This window comes from Paenarthrobacter sp. NPDC089988 (assembly GCF_044748465.1).
GTDB lineage: Bacteria > Actinomycetota > Actinomycetes > Actinomycetales > Micrococcaceae > Arthrobacter.
This window is the reverse complement of the sequence record NZ_JBIVGD010000001.1, coordinates 269,888-295,382: the sequence shown is the minus strand read 5'-3', so window position 1 is coordinate 295,382 and position 25,495 is coordinate 269,888. Positions and strand designations below refer to the sequence as shown.

28 protein-coding genes and 2 tRNA genes are annotated in these 25,495 nt (G+C 63.1%); 7 read left to right on the top strand and 23 right to left on the bottom strand.

Features of this window, described 5'->3' with window-relative positions:
• Window positions 1-20 precede the first annotated feature (20 nt).
• Window positions 21-509 (bottom strand): DedA family protein, encoded by a 489-nt coding sequence (locus ACIPV6_RS01425; protein WP_400269192.1) that lies wholly within the window; start codon window positions 507-509, stop codon window positions 21-23.
• Window positions 510-607: 98 nt separating this feature from the next.
• On the opposite strand from ACIPV6_RS01425, the gene ACIPV6_RS01420 reads away from it, so the two are divergent.
• The gene (locus tag ACIPV6_RS01420) at window positions 608-1,558 is read left to right on the top strand and encodes a hypothetical protein (RefSeq protein ID WP_400269191.1); all 951 of its coding nucleotides are present in this window, start codon (window positions 608-610) and stop codon (window positions 1,556-1,558) included.
• On the opposite strand, the gene ACIPV6_RS01415 is transcribed toward ACIPV6_RS01420, so the two are convergent.
• Together ACIPV6_RS01415 and ACIPV6_RS01410 are read right to left on the bottom strand one after the other, a co-directional pair.
• Entirely contained in the window at window positions 1,555-3,060 is a 1,506-nt protein-coding gene (locus tag ACIPV6_RS01415; protein WP_400269190.1) for an FAD-dependent oxidoreductase, read from the bottom strand. The two genes, ACIPV6_RS01420 and ACIPV6_RS01415, sit on opposite strands and share 4 nt — an antisense overlap.
• Window positions 3,061-3,140: 80 nt before the next feature.
• Entirely contained in the window at window positions 3,141-3,635 is a 495-nt protein-coding gene (locus ACIPV6_RS01410; RefSeq protein WP_400269189.1) for a DNA alkylation repair protein, read from the bottom strand.
• Between the two features lie 63 nt (window positions 3,636-3,698).
• On the opposite strand from ACIPV6_RS01410, the gene ACIPV6_RS01405 reads away from it, so the two are divergent.
• A complete protein-coding gene (locus ACIPV6_RS01405) occupies window positions 3,699-4,790 on the top strand; it encodes a YhcG family protein (protein ID WP_400269188.1) in 1,092 nt (363 codons plus the stop codon).
• A 2-nt stretch (window positions 4,791-4,792) separates the two neighbouring features.
• Here ACIPV6_RS01405 and ACIPV6_RS01400 read toward each other — a convergent pair whose 3' ends face one another.
• The gene (locus ACIPV6_RS01400) at window positions 4,793-5,758 is read right to left on the bottom strand and encodes a dienelactone hydrolase family protein (protein WP_400269187.1); all 966 of its coding nucleotides are present in this window, start codon (window positions 5,756-5,758) and stop codon (window positions 4,793-4,795) included.
• A 281-nt stretch (window positions 5,759-6,039) separates the two neighbouring features.
• Here ACIPV6_RS01400 and ACIPV6_RS01395 point away from each other — a divergent pair, with 281 nt between their 5' ends.
• Window positions 6,040-7,344 carry a DUF222 domain-containing protein gene (locus ACIPV6_RS01395; RefSeq protein WP_400269510.1) on the top strand — a complete coding sequence of 435 codons (1,305 nt, stop codon included), beginning with the start codon at window positions 6,040-6,042 and terminating at the stop codon, window positions 7,342-7,344.
• Between the two features lie 31 nt (window positions 7,345-7,375).
• Here ACIPV6_RS01395 and ACIPV6_RS01390 read toward each other — a convergent pair whose 3' ends face one another.
• The 5 genes from ACIPV6_RS01390 to nrdH all read right to left on the bottom strand — a co-directional run bounded on the left by ACIPV6_RS01390 (window position 7,376) and on the right by nrdH (window position 11,827).
• A complete protein-coding gene (locus tag ACIPV6_RS01390) occupies window positions 7,376-7,717 on the bottom strand; it encodes a YciI family protein (protein WP_400269186.1) in 342 nt (113 codons plus the stop codon).
• Between the two features lie 79 nt (window positions 7,718-7,796).
• A complete protein-coding gene (gene nrdF / locus ACIPV6_RS01385) occupies window positions 7,797-8,771 on the bottom strand; it encodes a class 1b ribonucleoside-diphosphate reductase subunit beta (RefSeq protein WP_397321585.1) in 975 nt (324 codons plus the stop codon).
• A gap of 123 nt (window positions 8,772-8,894) precedes the next feature.
• Window positions 8,895-11,036 carry a class 1b ribonucleoside-diphosphate reductase subunit alpha gene (nrdE, locus tag ACIPV6_RS01380; RefSeq protein ID WP_400269509.1) on the bottom strand — a complete coding sequence of 714 codons (2,142 nt, stop codon included), beginning with the start codon at window positions 11,034-11,036 and terminating at the stop codon, window positions 8,895-8,897.
• Window positions 11,037-11,047: 11 nt separating this feature from the next.
• A complete protein-coding gene (gene nrdI, locus ACIPV6_RS01375) occupies window positions 11,048-11,521 on the bottom strand; it encodes a class Ib ribonucleoside-diphosphate reductase assembly flavoprotein NrdI (protein ID WP_400269185.1) in 474 nt (157 codons plus the stop codon).
• A gap of 60 nt (window positions 11,522-11,581) precedes the next feature.
• The gene (gene nrdH / locus ACIPV6_RS01370) at window positions 11,582-11,827 is read right to left on the bottom strand and encodes a glutaredoxin-like protein NrdH (protein ID WP_397321583.1); all 246 of its coding nucleotides are present in this window, start codon (window positions 11,825-11,827) and stop codon (window positions 11,582-11,584) included.
• Window positions 11,828-12,223: 396 nt separating this feature from the next.
• On the opposite strand from nrdH, the gene ACIPV6_RS01365 reads away from it, so the two are divergent.
• Window positions 12,224-13,189, top strand: coding sequence for a LysR family transcriptional regulator (locus ACIPV6_RS01365; RefSeq protein WP_400269184.1), 966 nt, complete (start codon window positions 12,224-12,226; stop codon window positions 13,187-13,189).
• Between the two features lie 50 nt (window positions 13,190-13,239).
• Window positions 13,240-13,743 (top strand): DUF2004 domain-containing protein, encoded by a 504-nt coding sequence (locus ACIPV6_RS01360; protein WP_400269183.1) that lies wholly within the window; start codon window positions 13,240-13,242, stop codon window positions 13,741-13,743.
• Between the two features lie 41 nt (window positions 13,744-13,784).
• Here the strand turns inward: ACIPV6_RS01360 and ACIPV6_RS01355 are convergent, their stop codons facing one another.
• Genes ACIPV6_RS01355 through ACIPV6_RS01330 form a run of 6 tightly spaced genes read right to left on the bottom strand, consistent with a single transcriptional unit; the run spans window position 13,785 to window position 18,836 of the window.
• On the bottom strand, window positions 13,785-14,507 hold the full coding sequence (locus tag ACIPV6_RS01355; RefSeq protein ID WP_400269182.1) for a hypothetical protein: 723 nt from the start codon (window positions 14,505-14,507) through the stop codon (window positions 13,785-13,787).
• Complete coding sequence (locus ACIPV6_RS01350) at window positions 14,504-15,502, bottom strand: VWA domain-containing protein (RefSeq protein WP_400269181.1); 999 nt, start codon at window positions 15,500-15,502, stop codon at window positions 14,504-14,506. Before ACIPV6_RS01350 ends, ACIPV6_RS01355 begins: the two co-directional genes overlap by 4 nt.
• Window positions 15,499-16,482: a VWA domain-containing protein gene (locus ACIPV6_RS01345; RefSeq protein WP_400269180.1), complete on the bottom strand. Its 984-nt coding sequence runs from the start codon at window positions 16,480-16,482 to the stop codon at window positions 15,499-15,501. Before ACIPV6_RS01345 ends, ACIPV6_RS01350 begins: the two co-directional genes overlap by 4 nt.
• Window positions 16,473-16,877 (bottom strand): hypothetical protein, encoded by a 405-nt coding sequence (locus tag ACIPV6_RS01340; RefSeq protein WP_400269179.1) that lies wholly within the window; start codon window positions 16,875-16,877, stop codon window positions 16,473-16,475. The genes ACIPV6_RS01345 and ACIPV6_RS01340 overlap by 10 nt, the downstream gene beginning before the upstream one ends.
• Window positions 16,878-16,923: 46 nt before the next feature.
• Window positions 16,924-17,820: a DUF58 domain-containing protein gene (locus tag ACIPV6_RS01335; protein ID WP_400269178.1), complete on the bottom strand. Its 897-nt coding sequence runs from the start codon at window positions 17,818-17,820 to the stop codon at window positions 16,924-16,926.
• A gap of 8 nt (window positions 17,821-17,828) precedes the next feature.
• Window positions 17,829-18,836, bottom strand: coding sequence for an AAA family ATPase (locus tag ACIPV6_RS01330; protein ID WP_400269177.1), 1,008 nt, complete (start codon window positions 18,834-18,836; stop codon window positions 17,829-17,831).
• A 122-nt stretch (window positions 18,837-18,958) separates the two neighbouring features.
• Between ACIPV6_RS01330 and ACIPV6_RS01325 the strand changes: the two genes are divergently transcribed.
• Complete coding sequence (locus ACIPV6_RS01325; RefSeq protein WP_400269176.1) at window positions 18,959-19,192, top strand: hypothetical protein; 234 nt, start codon at window positions 18,959-18,961, stop codon at window positions 19,190-19,192.
• A 13-nt stretch (window positions 19,193-19,205) separates the two neighbouring features.
• On the opposite strand, the gene ACIPV6_RS01320 is transcribed toward ACIPV6_RS01325, so the two are convergent.
• A complete protein-coding gene (locus tag ACIPV6_RS01320; RefSeq protein ID WP_400269175.1) occupies window positions 19,206-20,402 on the bottom strand; it encodes an ROK family transcriptional regulator in 1,197 nt (398 codons plus the stop codon).
• A gap of 237 nt (window positions 20,403-20,639) precedes the next feature.
• Window positions 20,640-21,770, bottom strand: a complete 1,131-nt coding sequence (locus ACIPV6_RS01315) for a class I SAM-dependent methyltransferase (protein WP_400269174.1) — start codon at window positions 21,768-21,770, stop codon at window positions 20,640-20,642.
• A gap of 187 nt (window positions 21,771-21,957) precedes the next feature.
• On the opposite strand from ACIPV6_RS01315, the gene ACIPV6_RS01310 reads away from it, so the two are divergent.
• Window positions 21,958-22,335 carry a cupin domain-containing protein gene (locus tag ACIPV6_RS01310; RefSeq protein ID WP_400269173.1) on the top strand — a complete coding sequence of 126 codons (378 nt, stop codon included), beginning with the start codon at window positions 21,958-21,960 and terminating at the stop codon, window positions 22,333-22,335.
• Between the two features lie 79 nt (window positions 22,336-22,414).
• On the opposite strand, the gene ACIPV6_RS01305 is transcribed toward ACIPV6_RS01310, so the two are convergent.
• The 6 genes from ACIPV6_RS01305 to ACIPV6_RS01280 form a co-directional block, all read right to left on the bottom strand.
• Window positions 22,415-22,487: transfer RNA gene (locus ACIPV6_RS01305), tRNA-Ala, on the bottom strand.
• A 171-nt stretch (window positions 22,488-22,658) separates the two neighbouring features.
• Window positions 22,659-22,734: transfer RNA gene (locus tag ACIPV6_RS01300), tRNA-Ala, on the bottom strand.
• Between the two features lie 114 nt (window positions 22,735-22,848).
• The gene (gene rsfS / locus ACIPV6_RS01295) at window positions 22,849-23,256 is read right to left on the bottom strand and encodes a ribosome silencing factor (protein WP_400269172.1); all 408 of its coding nucleotides are present in this window, start codon (window positions 23,254-23,256) and stop codon (window positions 22,849-22,851) included.
• Between the two features lie 59 nt (window positions 23,257-23,315).
• Window positions 23,316-24,503 (bottom strand): hypothetical protein, encoded by a 1,188-nt coding sequence (locus tag ACIPV6_RS01290; RefSeq protein ID WP_400269171.1) that lies wholly within the window; start codon window positions 24,501-24,503, stop codon window positions 23,316-23,318.
• Between the two features lie 7 nt (window positions 24,504-24,510).
• Window positions 24,511-25,182, bottom strand: coding sequence for a nicotinate-nucleotide adenylyltransferase (gene nadD / locus ACIPV6_RS01285; RefSeq protein WP_400269508.1), 672 nt, complete (start codon window positions 25,180-25,182; stop codon window positions 24,511-24,513).
• Window positions 25,183-25,186: 4 nt separating this feature from the next.
• On the bottom strand, window positions 25,187-25,426 hold the full coding sequence (locus ACIPV6_RS01280; protein WP_400269170.1) for a hypothetical protein: 240 nt from the start codon (window positions 25,424-25,426) through the stop codon (window positions 25,187-25,189).
• Window positions 25,427-25,495: the final 69 nt, after the last annotated feature.

The window sequence follows — 25,495 nt, the reverse complement described above, 5'->3', positions numbered from 1 at the left end:
CGCCGATGCAGCAGTAGAACTCAGACCACTGTATCCGCAGATTTGGCCGCTGCCCGACGCCGCCGGGCCACGACGATCACTACCACGAGGATTGCGACGGCGGCGACTGCCACTGCCGCTCCCACGGGCGACGCCGCGGCTACCGCCAGCCACGCTTCCAAGGCGGCCAGCCCGATGGTCGCATAGAGCACCGCCCACAGCACCGAACCAACAATGGCCGCCGGCAAGTACCGCCGCAGCGGCATCCGCGCGGCACCTGCTGCGAGGTTCACGGCCGTTTGGAGGCCGATGGTGAGGAAGGAAACCACGACGGCGTAGGGTCCCCACCGCTGGATCAGCGCTTGGGCACGGGCTGCCTTGGGTTTTTCCAACGAGGCCCCGAAGCGCGTGTGGGCGAATCCAGTCACGGCTCCGCGGCCCAGCCAGTAGGTGGCATTGACCCGGATCATGACGATGGCGAAGAGCACCGCGAGCGCGACGCCGAAGGGCAAGCTCATGATCTGGTCCACGAGACTTAGGCTACCCTAAGCCGAGCCGGGCCGCCGACCCAATGCCGTGAAGCGGGTTCCCAGCCGGACACCCGGGACAAGGACCCTAGGATAAGGGCATGGACCTCAGCGATGCCGCCCAGGAGCTGTATGCGGTGCTGCCGCGCGACTTCACCGCCCGGCGAACGGCCTTGGCCCGCGAAGCCAAGGACTCAGGAAACCAGGACCTGGCCAAAGAGATCGCTGCCTTGCCAAAGCCGGCTGCCGGTGCCTGGGCCATCAACATACTGGCCGTCAACAAGCCGGAGGTGATCGACGGCGTCGTACGCTTTGGTGTTGCGCTGCGCCACGCGCAGGAGGAGGGCGACGCCGAAGCTTTCCGTGAACTGGGACAGCGGCGCCAAGGCGAACTGGGCGCGGCGGTGAAAGCCGCGAAGGACCTGGCCGGTGAGCTGGGTGCCGGGCTGAGCGCGGCGGCCGCTGCCGACGTCGAGCAGACCATCCGGGCGGCGATGTCCGACGCCGGGGCTGCCGCCGCCGTTGCTACTGGACGGCTGGTTCGCGGGCTCAGCAGCAGCGGTTTCGAGGCCGTGGACCTTAGCGGCGCGCTTGCAGCGGGCGTTCCCGAGGATGCGGTTCCCGGCCAACCTAAGCCGGACTCCCGCCCGCAGCCCCCCACCAAGCCTGTGAGGCAAGCCCCGGCTAAGGCCAAGGCCAAGGCCCCCGAGGAGGCTGCCACATCTTTGGCCGAGCGCCGTGCCGCCAAACGGCAAGCCGCCCTCATCGAAACAACAGCCGAATTCGAAACCGCCGACAACGAGGCGCGTGGAGCCGAAGAAACGGCCGCCGGGACCTGGCAGGCAGTCCAGGCGCTGGAGCGGCGACGCAAGGAACTACGGTCAGACCTCGAGGACGCCAAGAAGCGCCTGGCGTCGCTTGAAGCCGAACTGATCGGCATCACGCGGGATGCCGAAGCCGCGGAATCGACCAACAAACAGGCAGTCCGAACCGCAACGCAGAAGCGGCGGGCGGCGGATCAGGCAAAGCGCCGGCTTGAACGGCTGGGCTAGTCCTTCTTGACCGGAGGTTTTTGCAGGTTGTGTGTGGCCGGTCCTTCCAAGTATTTTCCCTCGGGAGTGAACCGGGAGCCGTGCAGTGGACAATCCCACGATTTCTCGGCATCGTTCCAGGTCAACAGCCCACCCAAGTGGGCGCAACTGGCCGACACCATGCACACGTTGCCGTCCACCGTGGATACCGCAGCGGATTCGCCCTTGTACAGCCCCACCACGCCCTTGCCTTCCGGCGGCTTGGTTTCCCCGGTGATTTCAGGGTTTCTCTTCACGCGCGCCCGGTCATCGATCATCCGCTTTGCCGTTGAGGCGTTCAGGCGGATGGCCTCCGCTGCGCCCTGCGGATGCGTGACCCTGTGGTGGATGGTGGTTGCCCAGTCCGAATGACCACCCAGGATGTCTGCGGTAACGGACATGGCCGCGGCCACACCGTTACTCATGCCCCACTTGTTGTAGCCCGTGGCGAACAGGATCCGGCCGTGGCCCCGGGGCAGCTTGCCGAAGAACGGCATCAGGTTGGTTGCCCGGTAGTCCTGGGCAGACCACGTGTGCGTGACTTCACCGCCGGGATAGTGCTGATGCGCCCACGCCAACAAGGCGTCAACGTGGGACTTGGGGGACTTTGCCCGGCCTCCCGGATGGCCGTAGCCACCCACCAGGAGCAACTCCCCCTGGTCCGTGGGAAAAGTCCGCTGCGAGCGCGTGGGCGGGTCGATGGACAAGTACATTCCGCCGGGAATCTTGTTGTCAGCGGGAAACTTCAAGGCCGCCGCGTAGGACCTGTTCGGCTCAAGTTTGGCAAAGTAGAGGCCGCGGTCCAGTATGGGGGTGCCTGTGGCCAGCACGACGGTGTCGGCCCTGAACGAGCCCTTCCGCGTGGTGGCCTCCAGCGGCTGGCCGGAGCCGACGTTCTGCACCTGGACGCCCTCGACCACCACGCCACCATGATCCCGGATGTCACGGACCAGGACCTCCAGCACGTCCATCGGGTTGACCTGGACCTGGTTCTCCAGTTCCAGGGCTTCCACCACATGGAACGGCAGGCCCGCATCCCTGCTGAAGTGGACATCCAAACCCGCGTCGCGCGATACCGCAGCTTCCTTCCGAAGCCGTTGGCCGCCGTCGTCGCTGGTGGCGAAAGTAACGGCCGTGCGCCGTTGGTACGCAATACGCTGCTGGTCCATGTATTGGGTAAGCCACGCTTGTCCGCTCTTGTTGGCTTCGACGTACGCCTGCACCATCTTCAACGAGTACTGTGCACGCAGGCTGGACAGGGTTCCCCCTTGCAGGAGGCTCAGTTTGCCGGTGGTGTTTCCCGTGGTCACGGCACCCACCGTCCGGGCCTCGAAGACTGCCACCCGCTGTCCGGAACGGGAGAGCAACAGCGCAGTCACCAGCCCCGTCAATCCGCCGCCGGCAACTATCGTGTCAAAGTGTTTCCCGTCGGGGAGCGGATCGGAGGTAATGCCGGCTTCGCGGTCCAGCCACAGCGATTTCATCAAACAACCTGCCTCTCAATCCACGAAAATTGACACCTGGCATGTGTTGAGGAAAACGCTAGGCCGGTCATGGGGGCTAATCAAGGGGGCGGCTGCTGGCCTCTGGCAAGCGCCGACGCCCGGCGCAGTGCCGGATCCGGGTCCTGGGCCCACCGCTCCAGTACCTTCCCGGCCCTCTCCTTGGCTTTGCCCTGGAGCCGATCCACCAAAGGACGGACCACATCCAGCGCGAGCGGATCTGCCAGATTCCCGGTTCCGGCTTGCCTGATGAAGCCTTCAATACGGGTGAGGTCCGTGTTGACCAGTACCCCTACCTTGGTTTGCAGGAGGACCACCGCCGCCAGCCGCAGTTCAAAGACGGGCGTGGACCACAACTCCGAGCTCAGGGCCGTGATGTCGTCATGGCCCAGATCCTTGTAGCGCTTGAGGGTGTCCCGCACAGTCCCCCGCACCGCCCCCACCGACGCGCCGTACACTTCAAGGCCTTCCCCGGCCCGCTCACGGATCCCGTAGGCCTTCTCCCACGACGACTCCCGTTGCAGGGTGTAGTCCACGAATTCGCCGGCATCGCTCACGTCCCTATTCTGTCAGTGCCTCCCCCTAGCGTGGTTCCTGCCAGCCCATCGACAGGAGACACCATGCCGTCGCAAGACCTCGTTACCGATGCCGCCTCCTTCCCGGGGGTGCCCGCCGCTTCGTCCATGCCGGACTGGTACCCGGCCCTGTTGAACACCGTTGCCAAGGAGGTTCGTGCCGGCCGGACTCGTGCCCAGGCAGCGGCCAACGGTGAGCTGCTGAATTCCTACTGGAGCATCGGGCGGCAACTTGCCCAGCGTGAATCGGAACAAGGGTGGGGCGCCAAGGTGGTCACGCGTTTGTCAGCGGACATCCGCACCCGGTTCCCGGAAGCCAAGGGCTTCTCCCCCAGGAACCTCCGCTACATGAAGAGCTTCGCCCAGGCCTGGCCTGACTACCCAATGTTGCAAGCGCCGCTTGCAACATTGCCCTGGTACCACCAGATCGCCCTCCTGGAGAAGCTAGACGACGGCGCCACGCGGCTTTGGTACGCCGCGGCCGCCGCTGCCCATGGCTGGTCACGCAACGTGATGGTGCACCAGATCGCCACCCGCCTGCACGAGCGCTCCGGCCAGGCCATCACCAACTTCGCCTCAACCATGGTTCCGGCCGATTCGGACCTCGCGCAGCAGGCCACCAAGGACCCCTACGTCTTCGATTTCCTCTCCATGACCGAACGGCACACCGAACGGGACCTCGAACTGCAATTGGTGAAGCACGTGGAAAAGTTCCTGCTGGAACTGGGACAGGGATTCGCGTTCGTGGGCGAGCAGGTGCGGCTGGAGATCAGCGGGGACGAATTCTTTGCCGACCTGCTCTTCTACCACCTGAAACTGCGCTGCTACATGGTGATCGAGCTGAAAGCCGTGAAGTTCGAGCCCGGTTTCCTCGGCCAGCTGGGCATGTACATGGCAGCCGTGGACGACCTCATGGCGCACCCGGACGACAAGCCCACCATCGGCCTGCTGCTGTGCAAGGAGAAGAACAGCGTGGTGGCCGAGTACGCGCTGCGCGGCTTCAACACACCGATCGGCATCGCGGAGTGGCGGACCTCCTTGGCCGATTCCCTGCCCGATGAACTGGTCTCCAGCTTGCCGAGCATCGAGACGTTGGAAGCGGAGTTGGCCAGCGAGGCTGAACGGCTTGGCGGCTAGGATCAGACGTTGTCCTTGAACCACTGCAGGGTATCGTTCCAGGCCGCGGTGGCCTGTGCCTCTACGTAGCGGTCGCTGGTGTCGTTATGGAACGCATGGTCCACGCCCGGGTAGACCTTGAGCTGGTGTTTGACGGTGGTCTTGTCCAACGCTTCCTTGAGTTGCGGCATTGGGCCGGTGATCCGGGCGTCCTTTTCCGCATACACTCCGTACACCGCAGGCTTGATGCCCGGGACCTTCGCAAGGTCCGGCGCGGGCCCGTAGAACGCGCTGGTCGCCTTCAGTCCTTGGATCTCGGTACTTGACTGCCACGTAATGCCCCCGCCGAAGCAGAAGCCCACCATCGCGATACGCCCCTGATCCACGAAGTCCCGGCCGTTGAGGTAATCCAAGGCGGCTTTGAAGTCGTCAACGTGCCGCTGGGCACCGGCGTTCGTCAATGCCCCGGGGACCGCGTCCGGATCCATGTTTGCCGTACCGCCCTCCCGGCTCAGCAAGTCCAAGGCAAGGGCGGCGTAGCCCTCCTTGGCGAAGCGCCGCGCAACGTCCTGGATGTGCGGGGTCAGCCCGCGGTTCTCGTGGCAGATCAGTACTGCCGGCCCGGGCTTGCCACCTTCCGGACGGGCCAGGTAGCCGCTGATATCCGTCCCTTGGGCCGGGAACTTCACCGTTTCAGTAGTCAGTCCCGCTGCTCCCTCCGGTACAGAGAGTGGACTCTTGGCGTTCGGCACGGCCGTAGTACTCGCGCCGGACGCCGTAGACGCGTTCGGGGTTGGCATCGGCGTTCCGTTCCGGGGTACCTCCTCCGGCGTGCAGCCAACCAGGGTCATAGCAGCTGCGGCAGCTGTCATGCTGCCCATGATGAACGCCACCCGTCTGGTAAAGGTGTGGTGCGACATCTCACCGGCACGGTAGTCGTCGTAGAACTCTTCGATCAGGTATTTTTCGAACTTCTCTAGCTTGGTCATGGCGGTTGTCCTCCCCTGAATGCCACAAATCCTCCCCTGATGTAAGGACGCGGACAAGGGGCGCGTGGTTCAACTCGAGGTTCGAGGGAGCAACCGACGCGTCGACCTGGCAGGCCGAAGGCTTGTGTTTCAGCTGGTTGGATTCCGTGCTCACCGGCCGGGCCTATTTTGTCAGTGCCTCCTGGCAGAGTGTGACTATGGAAAAGGTTCAGGGCACACATGCGACGGGCAACGCCGTTTCGTTGTCTACGCGCCTTGATGCGTCAGACTTCGCTCCCTTGATGCGACCGGCAGACGAAGTCAGCAACACGCCGCAGGCCTCAACCATCAGCAAGGATCTGGTCGATCAGTTGCGGGTTCTTGAGGACATGAAGTCAGCGATCTCCGCCTTGCAAGCCAAGATCGCGGTGGCGTTCGACCTGGCCCAGCGGCAGGAACAAGCCATCGCCGGGGTCCCGGCCAGCGAGCAAGGCCGCGGCGTGGCCGCCCAAGTAGCACTGGCCCGCCGCGAATCACCCAGCAAAGGCTCCCGCCTCCTGGGCCTGGCCAAAGCACTCGTCACCGAAATGCCCCGCACCCTCACAGCCCTCGAAACAGGACAACTCAACGAATGGCGCGCCACCCTCCTCGTAAAGGAAACCGCCTGCCTCTCCGCCGAAGACCGCTGCGCCGTCGACGACGAACTCGCCCCGGACACCGGCACCTTCAACGGCGCCGGAGACAAAACCATCACCGCAGCCGCCAAAGCCGCCGCCTACCGCCGCGACCCCCGCTCAATCACCCAACGCGCAGCCCACGCCACCACCGAACGACACGTCAGCCTCCGCCCCGCCCCCGACACCATGACCTACCTCACCGCGCTCCTGCCCGTCGCCCAAGGAGTCGCCGTCTACAAAGCACTCACCAACGCAGCCAGCACCGCCCGCTCCGACGGCGACACCAGAACCAAAGGCCAAATCATGGCCGACACCCTCACCGAATGCATCACCGGCACCCGCCAAGGATTCACCGGCATCGACCTGCAACTGGTCATCACCGACCGCACCCTGCTCCAAGGCGACTCCGAACCAGCACGCCTGGACGGCTACGGCACCGTCCCCGCCGAGTGGGCCCGAAACCTCCTCGTCCCAGACCATCCAGACCCCGACCTCAGCAACACCAGCACCAGCACCAGCAACCCCGAGCTCAACATCTGGCTCCGCCGCCTCTACACCGCACCAACCACCGGCGAACTCCTCGCCATGGACTCACGAGCCCGCTTCTTCCCAGCCGGAATGCGCCGCTTCATCCAAACCCGCGACAACCTCTGCCGCACCCCCTACTGCGACGCCCCCATCCGCCACCACGACCACATCATCCCCTGGTCACAAGGCGGCAAAACCACCCTCACCAACGCAGCCGGACTCTGCGAACACTGCAACCACACCAAAGAAAACCCCGGCTGGAGCACCAAACCCGAACCAGGCAACAGACACCAACTCAAAATCACCACCCCCACCGGCCACACCTACTCCTCCACCGCTCCGCCACTACCCGGTCATGAGCGGGCCAAACAACTGGTCCCAAACCTCGAACGGGGCCCTTAGGAGCACGGCCGCTGGCTCAGGCCAGGATCTGTTAGCTCGCGGGATCGTACTGGAACTCCCGAAGTTCCTGCGGGCATCGGCACGCCACCGCAATCTTCGCTGCCCACTCAACGGCTGCCTCACGGCTTGGCAGCTCGAGGACGGTGTAGCCGCCGTTGGGTACCGTGTGGTCCGGATACGTACCAGGTTGGATTGACCCATCTCCTGAAACACGGACCGGCTCGACTTCCTCATTGATACCGCCACCGAAAACGTAGACCCCAGCTTGTTTGGCCTCCTCGATGACCGCATGTGCGGCGTCGGCCACGGCCTGGAACTGCCCCTCTGGGATGTCCATGGCCTCGCCGGGAAATGAGATCAGGTACTTGGTCATACGGGTCGCCTTCCTAACGCCAAAGCCCCTCACGCCGGTCAGCGCAAGGGGCTTTGAAACTACCAAATCGAGTTGAAGCTTAGAACTCCCAGTCCTCATCCTCCGTGTTTACGGCCTTGCCGATCACGTAGGAGGAGCCCGAGCCGGAGAAGAAGTCGTGGTTCTCGTCGGCGTTCGGGGAAAGGGCGGAGAGGATGGCCGGGTTCACGTCGGTGACGGATGCCGGGAACATGGCCTCGTAGCCCAGGTTCATGAGGGCTTTGTTGGCGTTGTAGTGCAGGAACTTCTTGACGTCCTCGGCCAGGCCAACACCGTCGTAGAGGTCGTGCGTGTACTGGACTTCGTTTTCGTACAGTTCGAAGAGGAGCTCGAACGTGTAGTCCTTGATTTCCTGCTTGCGGGCCTCGGAAACCTTCTCCAGGCCCTTCTGGAACTTGTAGCCGATGTAGTAACCGTGCACGGCCTCGTCACGGATGATGAGGCGGATGAGGTCGGCCGTGTTCGTGAGCTTGGCGCGCGAGGACCAGTACATGGGCAGGTAGAAGCCCGAGTAGAAGAGGAAGCTCTCAAGCAGGGTCGAGGCAACCTTGCGCTTGAGGGGATCGTCGCCCTGGTAGTAGTCCATGACGATCTGCGCCTTCTTCTGCAGGTTCTCGTTCTCGAGGGACCAGCGGAAGGCGTCGTCAATCTCCTTGGTGGAGCACAGGGTGGAGAAAATGGACGAGTACGACTTTGCGTGCACCGACTCCATGAAGGCGATGTTGGTGTACACAGCTTCTTCGTGCGGGGTCAGCGCATCCGGGATCAGCGAGACCGCGCCCACAGTGCCCTGGATGGTGTCCAGCAGGGTGAGACCGGTGAAGACACGCATGGTGAGCTGCTGCTCTTGCGGCGTCAGCGTGTGCCACGACTGGACGTCGTTGGAAAGCGGCACCTTCTCCGGCAGCCAGAAGTTGTTGACCAGGCGGTTCCAGACTTCCACGTCCTTGTCATCCTGGATCTTGTTCCAGTTGATGGCTTCGACGTGGCTCAGCAGCTTGACCTTTTCGGTCATTTCATCCCCTTAAGCAGTGGGTAGTTCTTGAGGTAAGCCTACGACGGCGGGTGGTGACCCGCCGTCGTACTCTTTGGTTTTCAGCGCGGCAACTGCCGCAATGTGTCAACCGATATCGGTTGACTAGAGCATGCAGCTGACGCAACCCTCAACTTCGGTCCCTTCCAGCGCGAGCTGGCGGAGACGGATGTAGTAGAGCGTCTTGATGCCCTTGCGCCATGCGTAGATCTGGGCCTTGTTGATGTCGCGCGTGGTGGCGGTGTCCTTGAAGAACAGCGTCAGGGACAGGCCCTGGTCCACGTGCTGCGTGGCAGCGGCGTAGGTGTCGATGATCTTCTCGTAGCCGATCTCGTACGCATCCTGGTAGTACTCCAGGTTGTCGTTGGTCAGGTACGGAGCCGGGTAGTAGACGCGGCCGATCTTGCCTTCCTTGCGGATTTCGATCTTGGCGGCCACCGGGTGGATCGAGGAGGTGGAGTTGTTGATGTAGCTGATGGAACCGGTTGGCGGAACGGCTTGGAGGTTCTGGTTGTAGATACCGTGCTCCATGACCGAGGCCTTGAGTTCCCGCCAGTCGTCCTGGGTAGGAATCTGGTGGCCGGCGAACAGTTCACGGACCCGCTCGGTCTCCGGAGCCCATTCCTGCTCGGTGTACTTGTCGAAGAACTCGCCGGAGGCGTACTTGGAGTTCTCGAAGCCGCCGAACGTCTGGCCCGTTTCGATGGCCAGCTTGTTGGAGGCACGCAGGGCGTGGAACAGCACGGTGTAGAAGTAGATGTTGGTGAAGTCCAGGCCCTCTTCGGAACCGTAGTGGACGTGCTCACGGGCAAGGTAGCCGTGCAGGTTCATCTGGCCGAGGCCGATTGCGTGGCTCTGGGCGTTGCCCTGGGCAATGGAGGGCACCGAGTTGATGTAGGACATGTCCGAGACCGCGCTGAGCGCACGGATGGAGGTCTCGATCGACAAGCCGAAGTCCGGCGAGTCCATGGTCTTGGCGATGTTCATGGAACCGAGGTTGCAGGAGATGTCCTTGCCCACGGTTTCGTAGTTCAGGTCCTCGCTGTAGATGGACGGCGTGGAAACCTGCAGGATCTCCGAGCACAGGTTGCTCATGGTGATCTTGCCGTCGATCGGGTTGGCCCGGTTCACCGTGTCCTCGAACATGATGTACGGGTAGCCGGACTCGAACTGGATCTCGGCGAGGGTCTGGAAGAACTCGCGGGCGTTGATCTTGGACTTCTTGATCCGGGAATCGTCCACCATCTCGTAGTACTTCTCCGTTACGGAGATGTCGGAGAAGGGCACACCGTAAACGCGTTCAACGTCGTACGGCGAGAAGAGGTACATGTCCTCGTTCTTCTTGGCGAGCTCGAAAGTGATGTCCGGAATGACCACACCCAAGGAGAGGGTCTTGATGCGGATCTTCTCGTCGGCGTTCTCGCGCTTGGTGTCCAGGAAGCGGTAGATGTCCGGGTGGTGGGCGTGCAGGTACACGGCACCTGCACCCTGGCGGGCACCGAGCTGGTTGGCGTAGGAGAAGCTGTCTTCGAGGAGCTTCATCACGGGGATCACACCGGAGGACTGGTTTTCGATCTGCTTGATCGGGGCACCGTGCTCACGGATGTTGGTCAGTGAGAGAGCAACGCCGCCACCGCGCTTGGAAAGCTGCAGGGCGGAGTTGATGCCGCGGGCGATCGACTCCATGTTGTCTTCGATGCGGAGGAGGAAGCAGGACACGAGCTCGCCGCGCTGCGCCTTGCCGGCGTTGAGGAACGTGGGGGTGGCCGGCTGGAAGCGGCCGTCGATGATCTCGTCCACCAAGCGGGTGGCGAGTTCCTCATTGCCGCGGCCAAGGTGGAGGGCCACCATGCAGACGCGGTCTTCGTAGCGCTCAAGGAAGCGCTTGCCGTCGAAAGTCTTCAAGGTGTAGGAGGTGTAGAACTTGAAAGCGCCGAGGAAGGTCTCGAAGCGGAACTTCTTCTTGTACGCCCGGTTGAAGAGGTCGCGGATGAAGTTCATGGTGTACTGGTCCAGCGTTTCGCGCTCGTAGTACTGGTTCTTCACCAGGTAATCGAGCTTCTCTTCCAGGTCGTGGAAGAACACCGTGTTGTTGTTCACGTGCTGCAGGAAGTACTGGTGAGCGGCTTCGCGGTCAGCCTCGAACTGGATCTCGCCATTGGCGCCATACAGGTTCAGCATCGCGTTGAGCTCGTGATAGCCAAGGCCTTTATAGGCCTCCGGCAGTGGCTTCTTGGCCGTGTCCACAGTGCCCCCGGTTACTTCTGTTTCTGCGACAGTCGTGTCCAAAACTTTTCCAATCCTTGATTGACCCGGTCGACGTCTTCGGGCGTCCCCATGAGTTCAAACCTGTAGAGATGCGGCACTTTGCACTTGGCGGCGATGATGTCCCCGGCTGCGCAATAGTTGTCCGCGAAGTTGGTGTTCCCCGCTCCGATAACACCGCGGATCAGTTCCCTGTTCCGCGGATTGTTCAGAAATTTGATGACCTGCTTGGGCACGGATCCTTCGCCGTTGGTGCCCCCGTAGGTGGGCAGCACAAGGACGAAGGGTTCAAGCGCCTGAAGTGGAGCATCCTGGGCGTAAAGCGGAATGCGCGCGGCATCCCGGCCCAGTTTCCGGACAAAGCGCTTGGTGTTTTCGGAGGTGGAGGAAAAGTAGATGAGGTGACTCCTGGTGGTGACAGCTTCCGTGGTGGTGTTGCGTACGGTGGCCGCTACCAGCGGTGCCATGGGAGTCACCTCGACTACATAGGAATTCTTTGTCTGTTGTGGCGCCGTGGTTGACGAACCTTAGGCCACGGAGGAGGAAACGGTCTGCGCCAGCTCCTCGATCTTGTCCGGGCGGAATCCGGACCAGTGGTCCTGCTCGGTTACCACGACCGGCGCCTGCAGGTAACCCAGTGCCTTCAGACGCTCAAGGGCCTCGGCATCCTGGGAGATGTCGACACTCTGGTAGGCGATGCCCTTCTTGTCGAGCGCCCGGTAGGTTGCGTTGCACTGAACACAGGCCGGCTTCGTGTAAACCGTTACGGTCATGATCCCTGTCCCCTTAGTTGAAGTCTGTTGCTCTTCGTATCTGGCGGGCTCAACCGGAACCATGTACTGCATCCGATGACGACCCGCGGGCTGCCGTGACAGCCAACACGCTCTGTTTGGTCTTGTGCTGGTTTCCCGCTCAATCCGTAAATCGATACTACATGTAGTGCAAGCGCCTCGCCGGAACCCCAAGATGATGTATTACAAGTATGTCATTCAATCCACCGGTCGTCCACAGGCGGGGGGCCTCAAAATGTCCGTAATTCCGCCAAAGTGAGAGATGAAATCCACACCCTGTGGACTACTTAGCCACATTAAATCTCCCGCGTGTCGCCGGCTCCCGGCGTGTCGTGACACTTTGAAAATTGTGGCGTGGGGAACAGCTAAAATCCTCTGATGGTCAATCTTCTCCACCTCCGGACCCTGCTGGAGGTTACCCGGCTGGGGTCATTCGCGGCCGCCGCCACCCAGCTCGGCTACACGGCTTCTGCTGTCTCGCAGCAAATGGCCGCTTTGGAACGGGACACGGGCGTGGAACTGTTCCAACGCTCAGCCCGGAGCGTGGTGCCGACGGAGGCAGCGGTCACCATGACGCGCCATGCTTCCAAAGTCCTCACGGACGTGGAAGCGCTCATGGCCGCCGCATCCAGGACCAACGACGCACCGGCACAGGAGCTCCGGCTTGGCATCTTCCCCAGCCTGGCAACCTATGTCCTGCCGGACATCCTGGGGAACGATCGCTGGAACGGCCTGGGGATCGAGCTCAAAGTCTCCGTCGCCGAGCCTGCCCAGACTATCCAAGGACTGCGGACTGGCGGCGAACTCGACGTTGCCCTGGTTTACCAGGTGGGCCAGTCCGGCTTGGCTTGGCCGCACTCCCTGGAACGCCAGTGGATCGGCGATGACAACTTCCGCGTAGTGCTCCCGGCTTCCTGGAAGATTCGCGAGGACGCGGAGATCGAAGCGGCGCACCTTTCGGATATGCCGTGGATCGTGCACCACCCCGGCACCAGCGATGCCTTGGTGATTGAGCGACTGTTCGCCAGCTGCAACCTGCACCCCCGGGTGGTGGCGTACAGCGACGACTTCCACGCGAGCCTCGAGATGACGGCAGCCGGACTCGGCGCCTCGCTGGTTCCGGAACTGGCGCTGCGGAACCGGCCATCCGGCGTCGTGGTCCTTGACGTTCCGGACATCCGGCTGGCGCGCAACGTGTTCGCGCTGCTCATCAACGAGAAGCGCACAGCGCAGGTACAGCTCTTTACCCAGCTCCTTGCGGACACCTTGCGGGGAACGTCCGGGAAGGCCGGACTGCCGCCGCTCAAACCCGTACCGTCGAAGGCTCCGCAGCGGCGGCGGTGAAATATCCCCAAGTGCTGGAACCCTCTGGTTGATGGGGTTAGATTGATCACATGGGCAAGGTAGCGAGCAAGCATTTCGGGGAAATCGAGCTCAATCACGGGCGTGAACACTGCTTCGTGGCCAAACACGAAATAGCCGGAAACGCCCTGGAGCTGGACCTCAACGTCACGGCGCACGACCATTTCGACGAGGCAGCACTGCACAAGGTGGACTACCGCCTCAGGTTCCTCCCGGAGCTGGTGGACCAGGTCCGCGAGATGATTGCCGACGAACTGGACCAGGACGGTACCAACCCCCAACAATTCCTGCACTTCCACAGCACCCAGCTCAAGGAGGAGCAGCTGGAATCCGTCTTCGGAGTCAAGGACAAGACCCAACTCACCAACGATGTCTTCCTCAAAGCCCTCAGGCTCGGCCACGTAGCGATCTATCCGGGCCAGCCTGAACGCTACTTTGTGCTCGATTTCACGCTCGGCTCGCATTTCACGGACGAAACCCTGGTGGTCTCCGCAGACGAAGACGGCGTGGTGGACGACGAGATCGTCTGGGAGTAGGCGTTAACGCCCGACGGCGGCCGGTCGCCTTTTCCATATCGTCACCAGGGCCGGTCCACGCCTGAGTCGTCGGGGCCACGAAGGTACCGATCACGGTCCTGGCCTTCGGTCCGCTCACTTTGTGCCTTCCGGGCGCTCTCCTGCAGCTGCTGGAGTTGGTCCTGTTGCTGGACCGAAGGCTGCCCGGACCCTTGGTCTTTCGATGGCGATTCGCCGGAGTAGGAAGTCTTCTTGGCTTCGAGGCGCTCCCGTGCCGCATCCAGCCGCTGGCCTTCACCGTCCCCGTTGCCCGGCCCGTCCTCGTGGCAGGACGCCGGAGCTTCCTGCACCACCTCCAAGGCCTCCGCATACAGGGCGGCAGCCTGGGGGTCCCGGGAGGACGCGGCGGAGTCGCCCAGCTTCTCGATGCTCAGGGCAAGGTTGACCCGGACCTTGCATTCGTCATCCCCCGGCCCGACATTCAGGGCTTTCGTGAACTCGCTGCGCGCCGAGGTGAAATCGCCAGCCACTACGTGTGCATCGCCGGAGGCAACCAGGGCCTTATGCGGCTCCAGAACATTGGCGAACAAGAGCCCGCCTGCAGCATCCGAAACCCCGTGTTGGTTTCCCGCTGCGAATGCTTCCGCCGCTGCGCCACCCAAGGCTCCAATGCTCAGCAGCTTTGCAGCAACGGCGAGCGCAGCGAGGGCAGCCGGAGCGGACCACAACGCCAGGCGACGCTTCCGTCGTCGTGCATTGCCTGCTTCGGTACCTGGACGAGTCACCGGACGAACCCCCTTCCCCGCGTACCGGACCCCCGCAGGGCCCTCAGGGCCGTCACGTGCCGGAACGGCTCCAGCACCAGGATCAGGAAAGCTGCCAGCGCCAACAACCAGTACAGTTCCACACGTCCGGATCCGTCCTCGGAAACTGCGCTAACGGCACCGGGGTTGGCCTTGCTGAGCATCTCTCCGATTTCCCCGCCTCCCGTACGGTGCACGTACGGGACGCCCAGTTGGGTGGCGATGGTCCTCAAGGCGTCCTCGTCGATCTTCGAGATGGCTGCCTCAGCGTTCTTGTCCTTCACGTATTCGCCCTTCGGGTCCGAGGGGTCCTTCATCCTGCCACCGTCAGAGGTTCCATAGCCGAGCACCGCTCCCCCGCTGACTACCGGGGGATCAAGCGGCAGGCGTTCAGGCGCCGACGCTGCCGTGTTCTCACCGTCCCCGGCATAGAACACCAACGCAGGACGGCCGGGGTGCTTCTCCCTGGCCGCGGCGAGTTGTTTCTTCAGCAGCGCACCGGCTTCGGTGATGCTGCTGCCTGCGGCGTGGCGGGGATTTTGCGGTTGCAGGGTGGCTACGGCCGTCTGGAGCGCTGTGGCGTCCTGGCTCAACGGCATGCGCACGGTCGCCTTGCTGTCGAAAGTGATCAGGGAGAACTTGGCGCCGGCGAGTTCCTTGGCCACGCCCAGCACGTCCTCTTGGACACCACCGAGGCGCATCCCGCTGCCGTGATAGTCCTCCGCTGCCATGCTGGTACTTGTATCCACCACGAAGAACACATCCAGGTCGGCAACTGCGGTCCGGCCGCCTTCACCGGGCCAGCCCGGGCGGAGGGCGGCCATCAGCAAAAGCACGACGGCGGCAGCCCGGCGCGCTGTCCGGCGCACCAGCGGTTGGGGCTGGTTACGGGCAGACAGGGTCCAGACGACGAACGCGACCACTGCAACGCCGGAAAGGGCAATGAACGGCCAGGGAATGATGGGTGCCAGCGTCATAGGCGCGACCGCCAGCCAAGCAGCAACAGACCCGCGCCGGACACCAGGGCAAGGCCCAAAGGCCACGCGGGCGAGTCGGTAATCACTGCCTGCGGCGCCTTGAAGTAACTCGCGGCCTCGGTCTCCTCCACAGCGGCAACGATGCCTGGGACGGCGTCCGGACTGTCCAGCGTGTAATAGCTGCCACCGGTTGCTTCGGCGGCCACCCTCAGCTGTGCCCCCGGCTGGTCTGCGGCCCCGCCGTAGTCCAGGTCCCCCGGATTCAGGGCATACACTTTCACGTCCTTGCCTTGGGCCAGCTCACTGGCCTGCTCCAGCGTGAAAATCGGGTCTCCGGACAGGAAATTGTCCGTGGCAAAGATGATCGACCGCGAACGCCGGGCGTCTCCGGTGCCGGGCGGCGTATCAGGAAAAGCCTGCACGCAGGATGCCAGCCCGTCACCGATCAGCGACGATCCTCCCCGGCTCCAGGTTCCGTCAAAGAAGGACCCAGCGCCGCTGTCCAAGGCTTTCCGGGCCTCGGCAAGTTGCGCGGCCACGTAGTCGTAGTCATCCGTCAAGGGGAACGGCTGGACACTGCTGCTGTCGAAAATCACCATGCCGATGCGCTCGCCGTCGAATTCCCGCGCAAGCTGCTCGAAGACGGCAGCCAAGGCAGCGTCGGTACTGGTCATGGAGCCGGAGACGTCAAGGCAAAGGACGATGTCCCGGTTCCTGGCTTCAGGTTGCTCCGTGGTGCGTTGGGCGGGCCGGGCCGCTGCCGTCACCGTGGCGGCGAGGAAGACCGAGGCAAGCACCAGCGCCACGATCAAGGATGTGCGGTGCCGGCCGAGGGCCCGTTGGTACTCCGGCAACGCCGTCAGACGGTCTCCATGGGCCACCAGCCGGGAAAACTCCTGCCGGCGCCTGCGGTACAGGAAGCACGCGACAACGACGACGGCCAATGCTGCGGGGACAATCCACCAGAACATCAGTTCCATGCGCGGACCGCCTGCCGTGCGGCTGTGGCGGAGTCGTGGACCGTGCGGCCACTGGCGGGTTCAAACTCTGCAGGATAGATGCCTGCTATCCCGTTGACGAACGGTTCCAGGCCGTGCCTGCGCAGCTCCTCGAGCGTCATGGAGGTGGCTGGCTTTCCCGTCACGTGCCCGGCGAATTCCCGCACAAGGAAGCTCAACCGCTGGTGTGCGGCGCGCTCAGTCAACCGTCCGGCGTCGGCATCGGCCACGACCGAATCTATCGCCTGCAGGCAGGAGATCCGCAAGCCCGTCAGATCCCGGGGAACCACCGGATGGGTCCCGCGTGCCCGCTTGCGGCGGGGCCAAAGGAGAAAGGCATACCAGGCAGCCACCACCAGCAAGACCAATGCACCCACCCATAACCACGCCGGGCTGTACGGAAGAGGACCATAGAATCCGGAGTTATCCTGCACGTTTGGCCTTCCCGGACTTGTGCCTCTCCAACAACGCGAACACCGCGGACACCAACTCCCTGCTGCTGCCCACCTGCTCCTCGGCGATCCCCAACCGCCGGAAAACGTCCCTGCGTTGCGCGTCACGCCGGTCCATTGCTGCCGCATAGGCCTGCCGGACTCCGCTGCTGTCCGCCAGCGCCCCCGGAATCGCGAATCCATGCCCAACATCCCGGCTGGACCCGCCACGTCCCTCCCCCGCCAGATCAGCGTCCCTGATGGTGAGCCAAAGAACCTCATGGCGCACCCTCAACCGGCGAAGCAACTCCTCAGTCCGTGCGTCCGGCATGAACTCATCGGCCAGCCCGACCACAAGGAGCCGCCCCTTCAGGAACCTCAACGCGTAGTCGAGCTGCACGGCCAGTGCGCTCTCAGGCCCGTCGGGCCGCACGGCTTCCTGCACCTCGCGCAGCAGTTGTTCGAGGTGGCTTTCACCGGAACGCGGCGGGAGGTAGCGGGTGGCTTCGGCTGAACCGTGGAGGAGGCCGACGTCGTCACCGTGGCGGCAGGCGAGGAAGCCCATAACCCCTGCCGCCTCGACGGCAAGGTCCACTTTGGCTTCCCCGGATGCCGCTTCGGCGGCCATGGTCCGCCCGGTGTCCACCAGCAAGAGGACGGAGTGGCGCCTGACGGCCGTGTAGCGCTTCACCAGGGGTGAACCGTGCCGGGCGGTGGCTTTCCAGTCGATGTCGCGGACCTCATCACCGGGGACATAGGAACGGAGGTCGTCGAAGTCCAGGCTCCGTCCCTTGAAGACCGAGCCGTATTCGCCGTCAAGCAATGCCGTTGTTTTCCGATGGGCAAAGATGAACATCTTCGCCTTGACGCGTTGGAGCAGGCTGGGCACTGACGCCCCTAGGGTGTCTGCACCGACGCCAGGACTGCGTCAATGACTGTCTCCACGGCAACGCCCTCCACTACCGCATCAAAGCCAAGCACGATCCTGTGCCGGAGGACCCTATGGGCCAGGCGTTTGACGTCTTCCGGTATGACGTGGTCACGTCCGCTGAGGAGCGCCAGTGCCCGGGCGGCCTGGCTGAAAGCGATACTCGCCCGTGGACTTGCGCCGAACTCGATCAGTGAGGCCAGCTGCGGCTCAAGGTACTGTGCAGCATTCCGGGTGACGTACGCCAGGCCAACGATGTACCGGACAATCGCCGGATCAATGTAGACCCGCCGCACCAGTTCCTGGACCTGGAGCACAGCGTCCAACGACGCCGCAGCGGGAGGTTTCTGCCCTGAGTCGAACACGCCGGCGTCAATCCGCCGGATAACCTCAGCCTCTTCTGACGGGGTGGGGTAGTCAAGGACGTCCTTCAGCATGAAGCGGTCCATCTGTGCCTCTGGTAGGCGGTACGTACCTTCCTGCTCGATAGGATTCTGTGTTGCCAAAACCAGGAAGGGTTGGGGCAACGGATACGACTCACCGCCAATCGACGTCTGCCGTTCCTGCATCGCCTCCAGCATGGCGCTCTGGGTCTTGGCGCTGGAACGGTTGATCTCGTCGAGCAGCACGATATTGGCGTGGACGGGGCCGAGCTGGGTAACGAACGTGCCCTTGGCCGCGTCGAAGATTTGTGTACCGGCGATGTCGCTGGGAAGCAGGTCAGGAGTACATTGGATCCGCCGGAAGTCAGCGCTGACAGCCTCGGCCAGGGCATGCGCGGCGGTGGTCTTTGCCAACCCCGGAACGCTTTCCAAGAGGACGTGGCCGCTTGTGAGGAGGCCGATCACCAAGGTTTCCCGCAACCGTTCCTGGCCCACCACCTTGGCTTCGAAACTGCGGACGATACCGCCAACGAGTTGCTGCGCACGGGCCATATCCGGTGCATCGATCCCGGCTGTGGCGGTGTTTTGAAGCACTCGTTATCCCCTTGGTGGCGTTCGGTTTTTCCCTTTGCCGCACCAGCTGTCCGGCGCGGCCCTGCATCCGGCCACTCTATCCAAGCCGCAACCGCATTGGCCCGCAATGGGTACCCCTCCCCATGCGGACTTCGGAGGTCTATCCTTTTGCCATGCATCAGCTACCAGCCGCCTACCAGCAGTACCTCGACAGCCAGACCCAACACGTCAATGACGCCATCCGGCCCGTATTGCTCCAGTCCGCCGCGGACCAGCGCCACGGGGTACGGATCACGTACAACCACGGACCTACCGGTCACCAGGCCCACGTGGATGAGTCCATTCCGTACGGGGAGATCGTCGAAGACATCGACTGATCCCCAAGACAGCTCAGCCTTCCAGCAGTAGTCTTTGCGCCCGGGGAGCCAGGGTGTGTTCCAGGACGAGGCATGCTGCCCCAATGGCGCCCACGTCCTCGCCTACGCCCGAGCCCACCACATCGATGCCGTGGATCATTCGGGCGGCACTGTTCTGGGCTATCAGCTGGGGAACGCTGCCCAGGAAGTACTTGGACATCCGGCCCCAGAACGGCCCGCCGAACACCACGCGTTCAACATCGAGGGTGTTCGTTACCACGGAAACCGCGCGGGCAACGAGGACAGCGGACTTCTCCAGGATGGCGATCGCCTTTTCGTCTCCAGCGTCCGCCTTGTCACACAGCATTGCATAGCGTTCCTGCACGGCCGGGCCGTCCTCCTGGCCATGACCATCCAGGACACCGGCGGCCTCTGCTTCGGCCACCAGAACCTGCGGGATGCACGAGGATTTCACGCATCCCCGCAGCCCGCAATCGCAGGGAGGGCCGTCCGGATCCACAATGATGTGCCCAATCTCGCCCGCGTTTCCCGACGTACCCCGGACCACCTCGTCGTTGAGGACAAGGCCGCAGCCGATGCCGGTTCCCATGTACATGAAGACAAAGCTGCCGGCCCCGCTCGCTCCACCTGCCCACGTCTCCGCAACGGCGGCGCTGGTGACATCCTTGTCCACCAACGTCTCAAGGCCCGTGGCTTCGGTGAGGGCTTCACGGATGCGCACCCGGTTCCATCGGGTCAGCAACGGCGGCTCAACAACGGAACCTTCGTCGAGGTCGATCGGACCCGGCACGGCGACGCCCAGCCCGGCAATCTTTGACTGGTCCACACCCGATTCCTCGATGAGCACCTGGATCTGCCCGGCGATGCTCGTAATGACCCCGGCCGGATCGCCACCCGGGGTGGCCATACGCGAATGCCTGACCACATCCCCCAGCAGGTCCAGGACCACGAACGTGATGACTGCCGGGTCCAGGTGGACACCCACTGCGTACATGCCGGACGGATTCAAGCGAAGGATGGTGCGGGGCTTGCCTGGACCGGTGCCTTCCTTGCCTGCCTCGACAATGAGTTCCTGGTCCAGGAGGCGGCGGGAGATGTTGGAAATGGTCTGCGGCGACAACCCCACGATGTGTGCGAGTTCAACACGGCTGAGCCCTCCGGAAGACCGCCGGATCGCTTCCAGGATCACCGTCAGATTGAAGTCGCCCATACGGGGTAGGTTCGTTCCGCGCCTTGGTGCCGGCGTCCGGATCTCGGTCACGGATTCCCCTTGTCTTGAGAAACAAATTCATTGAACTTCGTCTGTGTCAGAATCGTACGTCACCCCCGCTCAGACGGGTATGTGCGCACACAGCGACCGGAGCCAGGGGCAGATACCGACGACACTGAATTCTATGTGACGCCTGCGGCACTGACGTGTTTCATGACACGCCGGGCGTGCCGGGTGTCAGGCCTTCCGGCTCCGTGTGACCGTGAACTTCGGATTGCGGCCCTCCACTGTTGTTGGTCCGACGAGGCGTCCCAATGCCGGACGGTACTGCAGGTGGCTGTTGTAGACGGTCCAGAGTTCCCCGCCCGGGGCAAGCACACGGGCCGCTGCCTCGAACATCTTGAGGGCTGCGCCGGCGTGGACGCTGGCACCCAGATGGAAAGGAGGGTTCAGCAGGATAAGGTTGGCACTGCCGGAGTCGAACGAGGACATCGCATCGTCGTGAACCACTGTCACCCGTCCGTCCAGGCCATTGGCAGCAGCTGTTCCGCGGGCCGAGGCAACGGCGGCTGCGGACTGGTCTGTCGCCAGCACCCTGGACGCAGGAAAGCGGCGGGCATACATCGCGGCCAGGATCCCGGTGCCACATCCAAGGTCCACCGCTGTGCCGGCGGCCGGCATGCGGTCCAGGAAACCCAGGAGGAAACGTGTGCCGATATCCAGCCGGGACCCGGAGAACGCAGCTCCGTGGGCACAGACGTCCAGATCCAGCTCAGCCACGTGTTCCAGGACCGGATAAGGCGGCTTGCCAACTGTGGATATGGGTCCGCTGGCCTTCACCACCCTGGATTTTTGGCGGGCATGTTGTGGTTGCACCGCCGAAAACGACTTCTCCAGCACCGTATTCATGCCCAGGCTCATGTGCTTCACGCGGCCACCGGCCAGCAGCACCGCGTCGGGCGCAGCGAACCGGGCTACGGCGTCGGCGATTTCCTCCAGCTCCGCCAGCGACTTGGGCAACTGCAGAAGCACCAGGTTTGCGCCTGACAGCAGCTCCACGCCGAGTTCGTGCGCCGCATAACGGCCCTCAAGGCCCGCTGCAAGGGCGTTGTACTGCAGGGCCATGCGGCCGGTAAAGAGGTCCTGGTGGACACGGACATGGTCGACGCCGAGGCCCACCAGGGAACCGAGGGTGAGGGCTCCGTAGCGGTCGCCGATCACCACTGCGCGGGTATCCGCTGCCAGCAGTTCGGCAGCGGTGTCCAGCAGGAGCCTGTCCGTCGCATCGTAGGCGTGCAGGTTGTCCGCCTCAACATCGGGAAAGCGCCCCAAGGTTCCGAACAAAGCATCCAAACCAGATAAGATCACGGTGCTTTTCCTCTTTGCAGATGTAAGAAATTCGTACGCCAAAGTGTCTCGACTTCACGGTCGCTTGGGAGGAACGTGGTTGGTGCACAGAGCACAAACACCCGTTCAGGGCACTGATCCCGGCTTCCCCGTGAGCCCGGCGCCGGGAGCATCAGCGATACGGCTCCTCTCCCCTGCGAGCAAAACCATGACTGTCAATGTTGTCACGCAACTGCAAGTGAAGTCACATAACTCTCCGGACGAAACCCGCCGTCCGGACAAGACCGTGGTGGACATCGTCACCGTGGGCGACTACACCATTGGGCGATTTACCTTCCAACCCGGTTGGACGTGGGCAGACTGCATCAAGCCGGTGGTGGGCACCGACACGTGCCAACTGAACCACGTCGGCTTCTGCGTCTCCGGGGCCCTGGAAGTGGAAACCGACGACGGCAACCGCATCAGCATTTCCGTCGGAGACTCCTACACCATCCCGCCGGGCCACAACGCCCGGGTCGTCGGCGACGAACCTTTCCAGGGCGTCGAATTCCTGAGCGCTGCGGAATTCGCCCGGCCACAGGAGTAGCCCCGGCACGCCCCGTTCCACGAAAAAGCCGTTCCACGAAAAAGGCCCCGCTCTGACGAGCGGGGCCTTTTGTCCGAAGTGGAGCTGAGGGGACTCGAACCCCTGACCCCCTGCATGCCATGCAGGTGCGCTACCAGCTGCGCCACAGCCCCGGACTTGTTGTTTTCGTTGGAAGTTTTCCCTTCCTGCCGAAGCAACTCGTCAATACTACCCACAAAGTATCGAGATGCGAAATCGGGCCGGAATGTTGTGGATCACATGGCGCGGACATTCATCGGAAAACAAAATCTCCCCCTTCGCCTTTGCGAAGAGGGAGATCGTTATGGTGGAGCTGAGGGGACTCGAACCCCTGACCCCCTGCATGCCATGCAGGTGCGCTACCAGCTGCGCCACAGCCCCATATTCTTGTCGTTTCGCTTTCAGGCTTTCCAGCCCTTCCTGCCGAAGCAACTCAAATATCTTAGAACAGCATTTCCGATAATTCCAAATCGGGCATATTCCGAGGTGAAATGCCTACTGCGCGTCGGAATCCTCGCCAGCTACGGCCTTGGCCGAAGCGTCATCACCGAGTTCGAGGTCCACCACAGGGCAGTCCTTCCACAGACGCTCAAGCGCGTAGAACACACGATCCTCGGCGTGCTGGACATGGATAACGATGTCGGCGTAGTCCAGGAGTACCCAGCGGCCTTCAGAACGGCCTTCGCGGCGCACGGGACGAAGGTCCTGCTTCAGGAGCTCTTCCTCAATGCCGTCCACGATCGCGTTGACCTGGCGTTCAGTGGGTGCCGAAGCGATCAGGAAGACGTCAGTCAACGCCAGGCGCTCACTGACATCCAAGGCGACAATGTCCTCGGCAAGCTTCTCTGCCGCGGCGCGTGCTGCGTGGCGGGCAAGGGTTATGGATTGTTCATGTGCAGACACAGGGACTCCTTGTAGTGGCCGAAGGGCCTTTGGTGGCGTAAGCCGTAATTCCAGCGGAACTAACCGCTCGTGATCATGATGATGCCGACAATAAGCGCAACGAGGCCCAAGGCGAGGACCCCATACTGCAGAATGCGGCTTCGCTGTGCCCTGGCCAGGCCCGCGGTGTTGGCATCGAGGGGGTCCAGCCCGTAGGCGGTGCGTGCCGAAACCGGCGGACGCTCGGCCTCCTGCCCCGGATCAACGACGGCGGCATTGCGCTTCCGCGCGTTCCTGGCCACCGCTTCGGCACGGGCAAGAACTCCGGCACGCCCCCGGGAGGACCGTCCGCTACCCGCAGCGGGCGCGGCCTTGGTGTTGGCAGACGTTACGACGGGGACAAAGGTGGTGCTGGGCCGTTTCATGACCGGACGCTCAACGCCAGGCACCTTCACGAATTCAAGCGGTGTGACCATCGCGAGGTTGTTTGCCGTGGACGGCCCCGACTCCGTGCCGGACGCCTTCGACTCGGTCTTTTCTCCAGGTGCCTTCTCGGGCGCGGCCTGCTCGGCCAGCTTCTGCTTGGCCGCTGCCCTCTTGTTCAGGACGGCCGCACGCTCAGCCAACGCGATTTGCTGTGCAAGGACTTCGGGATCCACCGCGAGGGGATCCTGCTCCGCGATATGTTCCAGCTTGGCAGTCTGGTTCTGCACCTGGGCCGCGATCAGCTCCCGGACCGCCAGGGCCTGCTCCACTGACATTTGGGACCCATCCGCTGCGGACTGCGTGTCTGTCGGTCCGGCGGCCTTCGCCTCCGGCACGGCCGAGATGGGGGCGCCCTTTGCGTCGTCACCGGAAGCGGCCGGCTCCGGAGCCTTGGCACCGGGCGCCGGCACAATCGGATTGGCGGAGGTAGCAACCTCTGCCTGGAGTTGTTGCAGGCGAAGCTGGCGCCGGGTGGGCGGGCCACCACCGGAAAGCTGCTCTTCCTTGTTGGCGAGCTCTTTGATTGTCCTGAGGGCGGCACGGTCGCGGGCACGGATCTGTGATGAGCGCTCCAGCGCAGGCACCACCGCGTCCAGGGGGGCGTCAGCGGCGCGACGGTTCCGGCCGTTGTCGTGGGCCTGCGGCGGCTGGGGCGCTTCCGATGGGGATGCAGGCCGGGCTGCATCCGGCGTCGTCACTGTGGCCTGGGCTTGCTCCTGCTCTTCGCGGGCGCGGCGAAGCTCACGCCTGCTGCGGATGGGTCGCTGTTCCTGGCTGCTCATTGAAAACTCATTCAGTACGTGCTTGGTCGTCTGATCCGGCCAGCGCTGGTGCCAACTCCCCTGCGCTGCTTCCTGGCGCGTACAGTCCATACTTTGCGATGTACTGCACCACACCATCCGGCACGAGGTACCAGACAGGATTTCCTTCATTCACCCGGTTGCGGCAGTCCGTTGACGAGATGGCCATGGCTGGAACCTCAAGCAGGCTGACGTCGTCCCGGCCCAGGTTGTGGAGCTCGTGTCCGGGCCTGGTCACACCCACAAAATGGGCCAGCGACCACAGCTCGTCAACGTCTTTCCAGGACAGGATTTGCGCCAGGGCATCAGCGCCCGTAATGAAGAACAGATCGGCATCCGGACGCTGATGGCGGAGATCGCGCAGGGTGTCGATAGTGAACGTGGGGCCTGAACGATCCACATCCACCCGGCTCACAGTGAACCGGGGATTGGAAGCGGTGGCGATGACCGTCATCAGATAGCGGTGCTCGGGCTTGCTGACTTTCTTGCTGGACTTTTGCCACGGTTGTCCCGTGGGCACGAAGACAACTTCATCCAGGTCAAACTTGGCAGCAACTTCGCTCGCAGCCACAAGGTGGCCGTGATGGATGGGATCAAACGTTCCACCCATCACGCCCAAACGGAGCCGGCGCTCCGAATCCCCACGCGGTGTTGCAGCGATGATGTCAGTGGCCCGGCTTGTGCGTGTGCTTGTTCGGGTGCTGGCGGTGCGGGTCACTGTGCTCTTCCACGGCCTCGTGGCGGTTGCCGAGGTTGGTGTAGGAGAGGGTCACGAACATGAGGACCAGGAGGAAGGCGAACATGACGATGCCAAAGACCCACGGTTCTGCCCACAGCGGCGCAGCTTCCTCGTGACCGCCCTCGGTTTGCGCGGCAATGGATATGGCGATCTGCTGAAACAGCATCTTCTCCCCTAGTTGGTTCTCAAAGGATGACGGCGGCGGGCCTTCCCGCCGCTTCGGACTTCTGTTCTA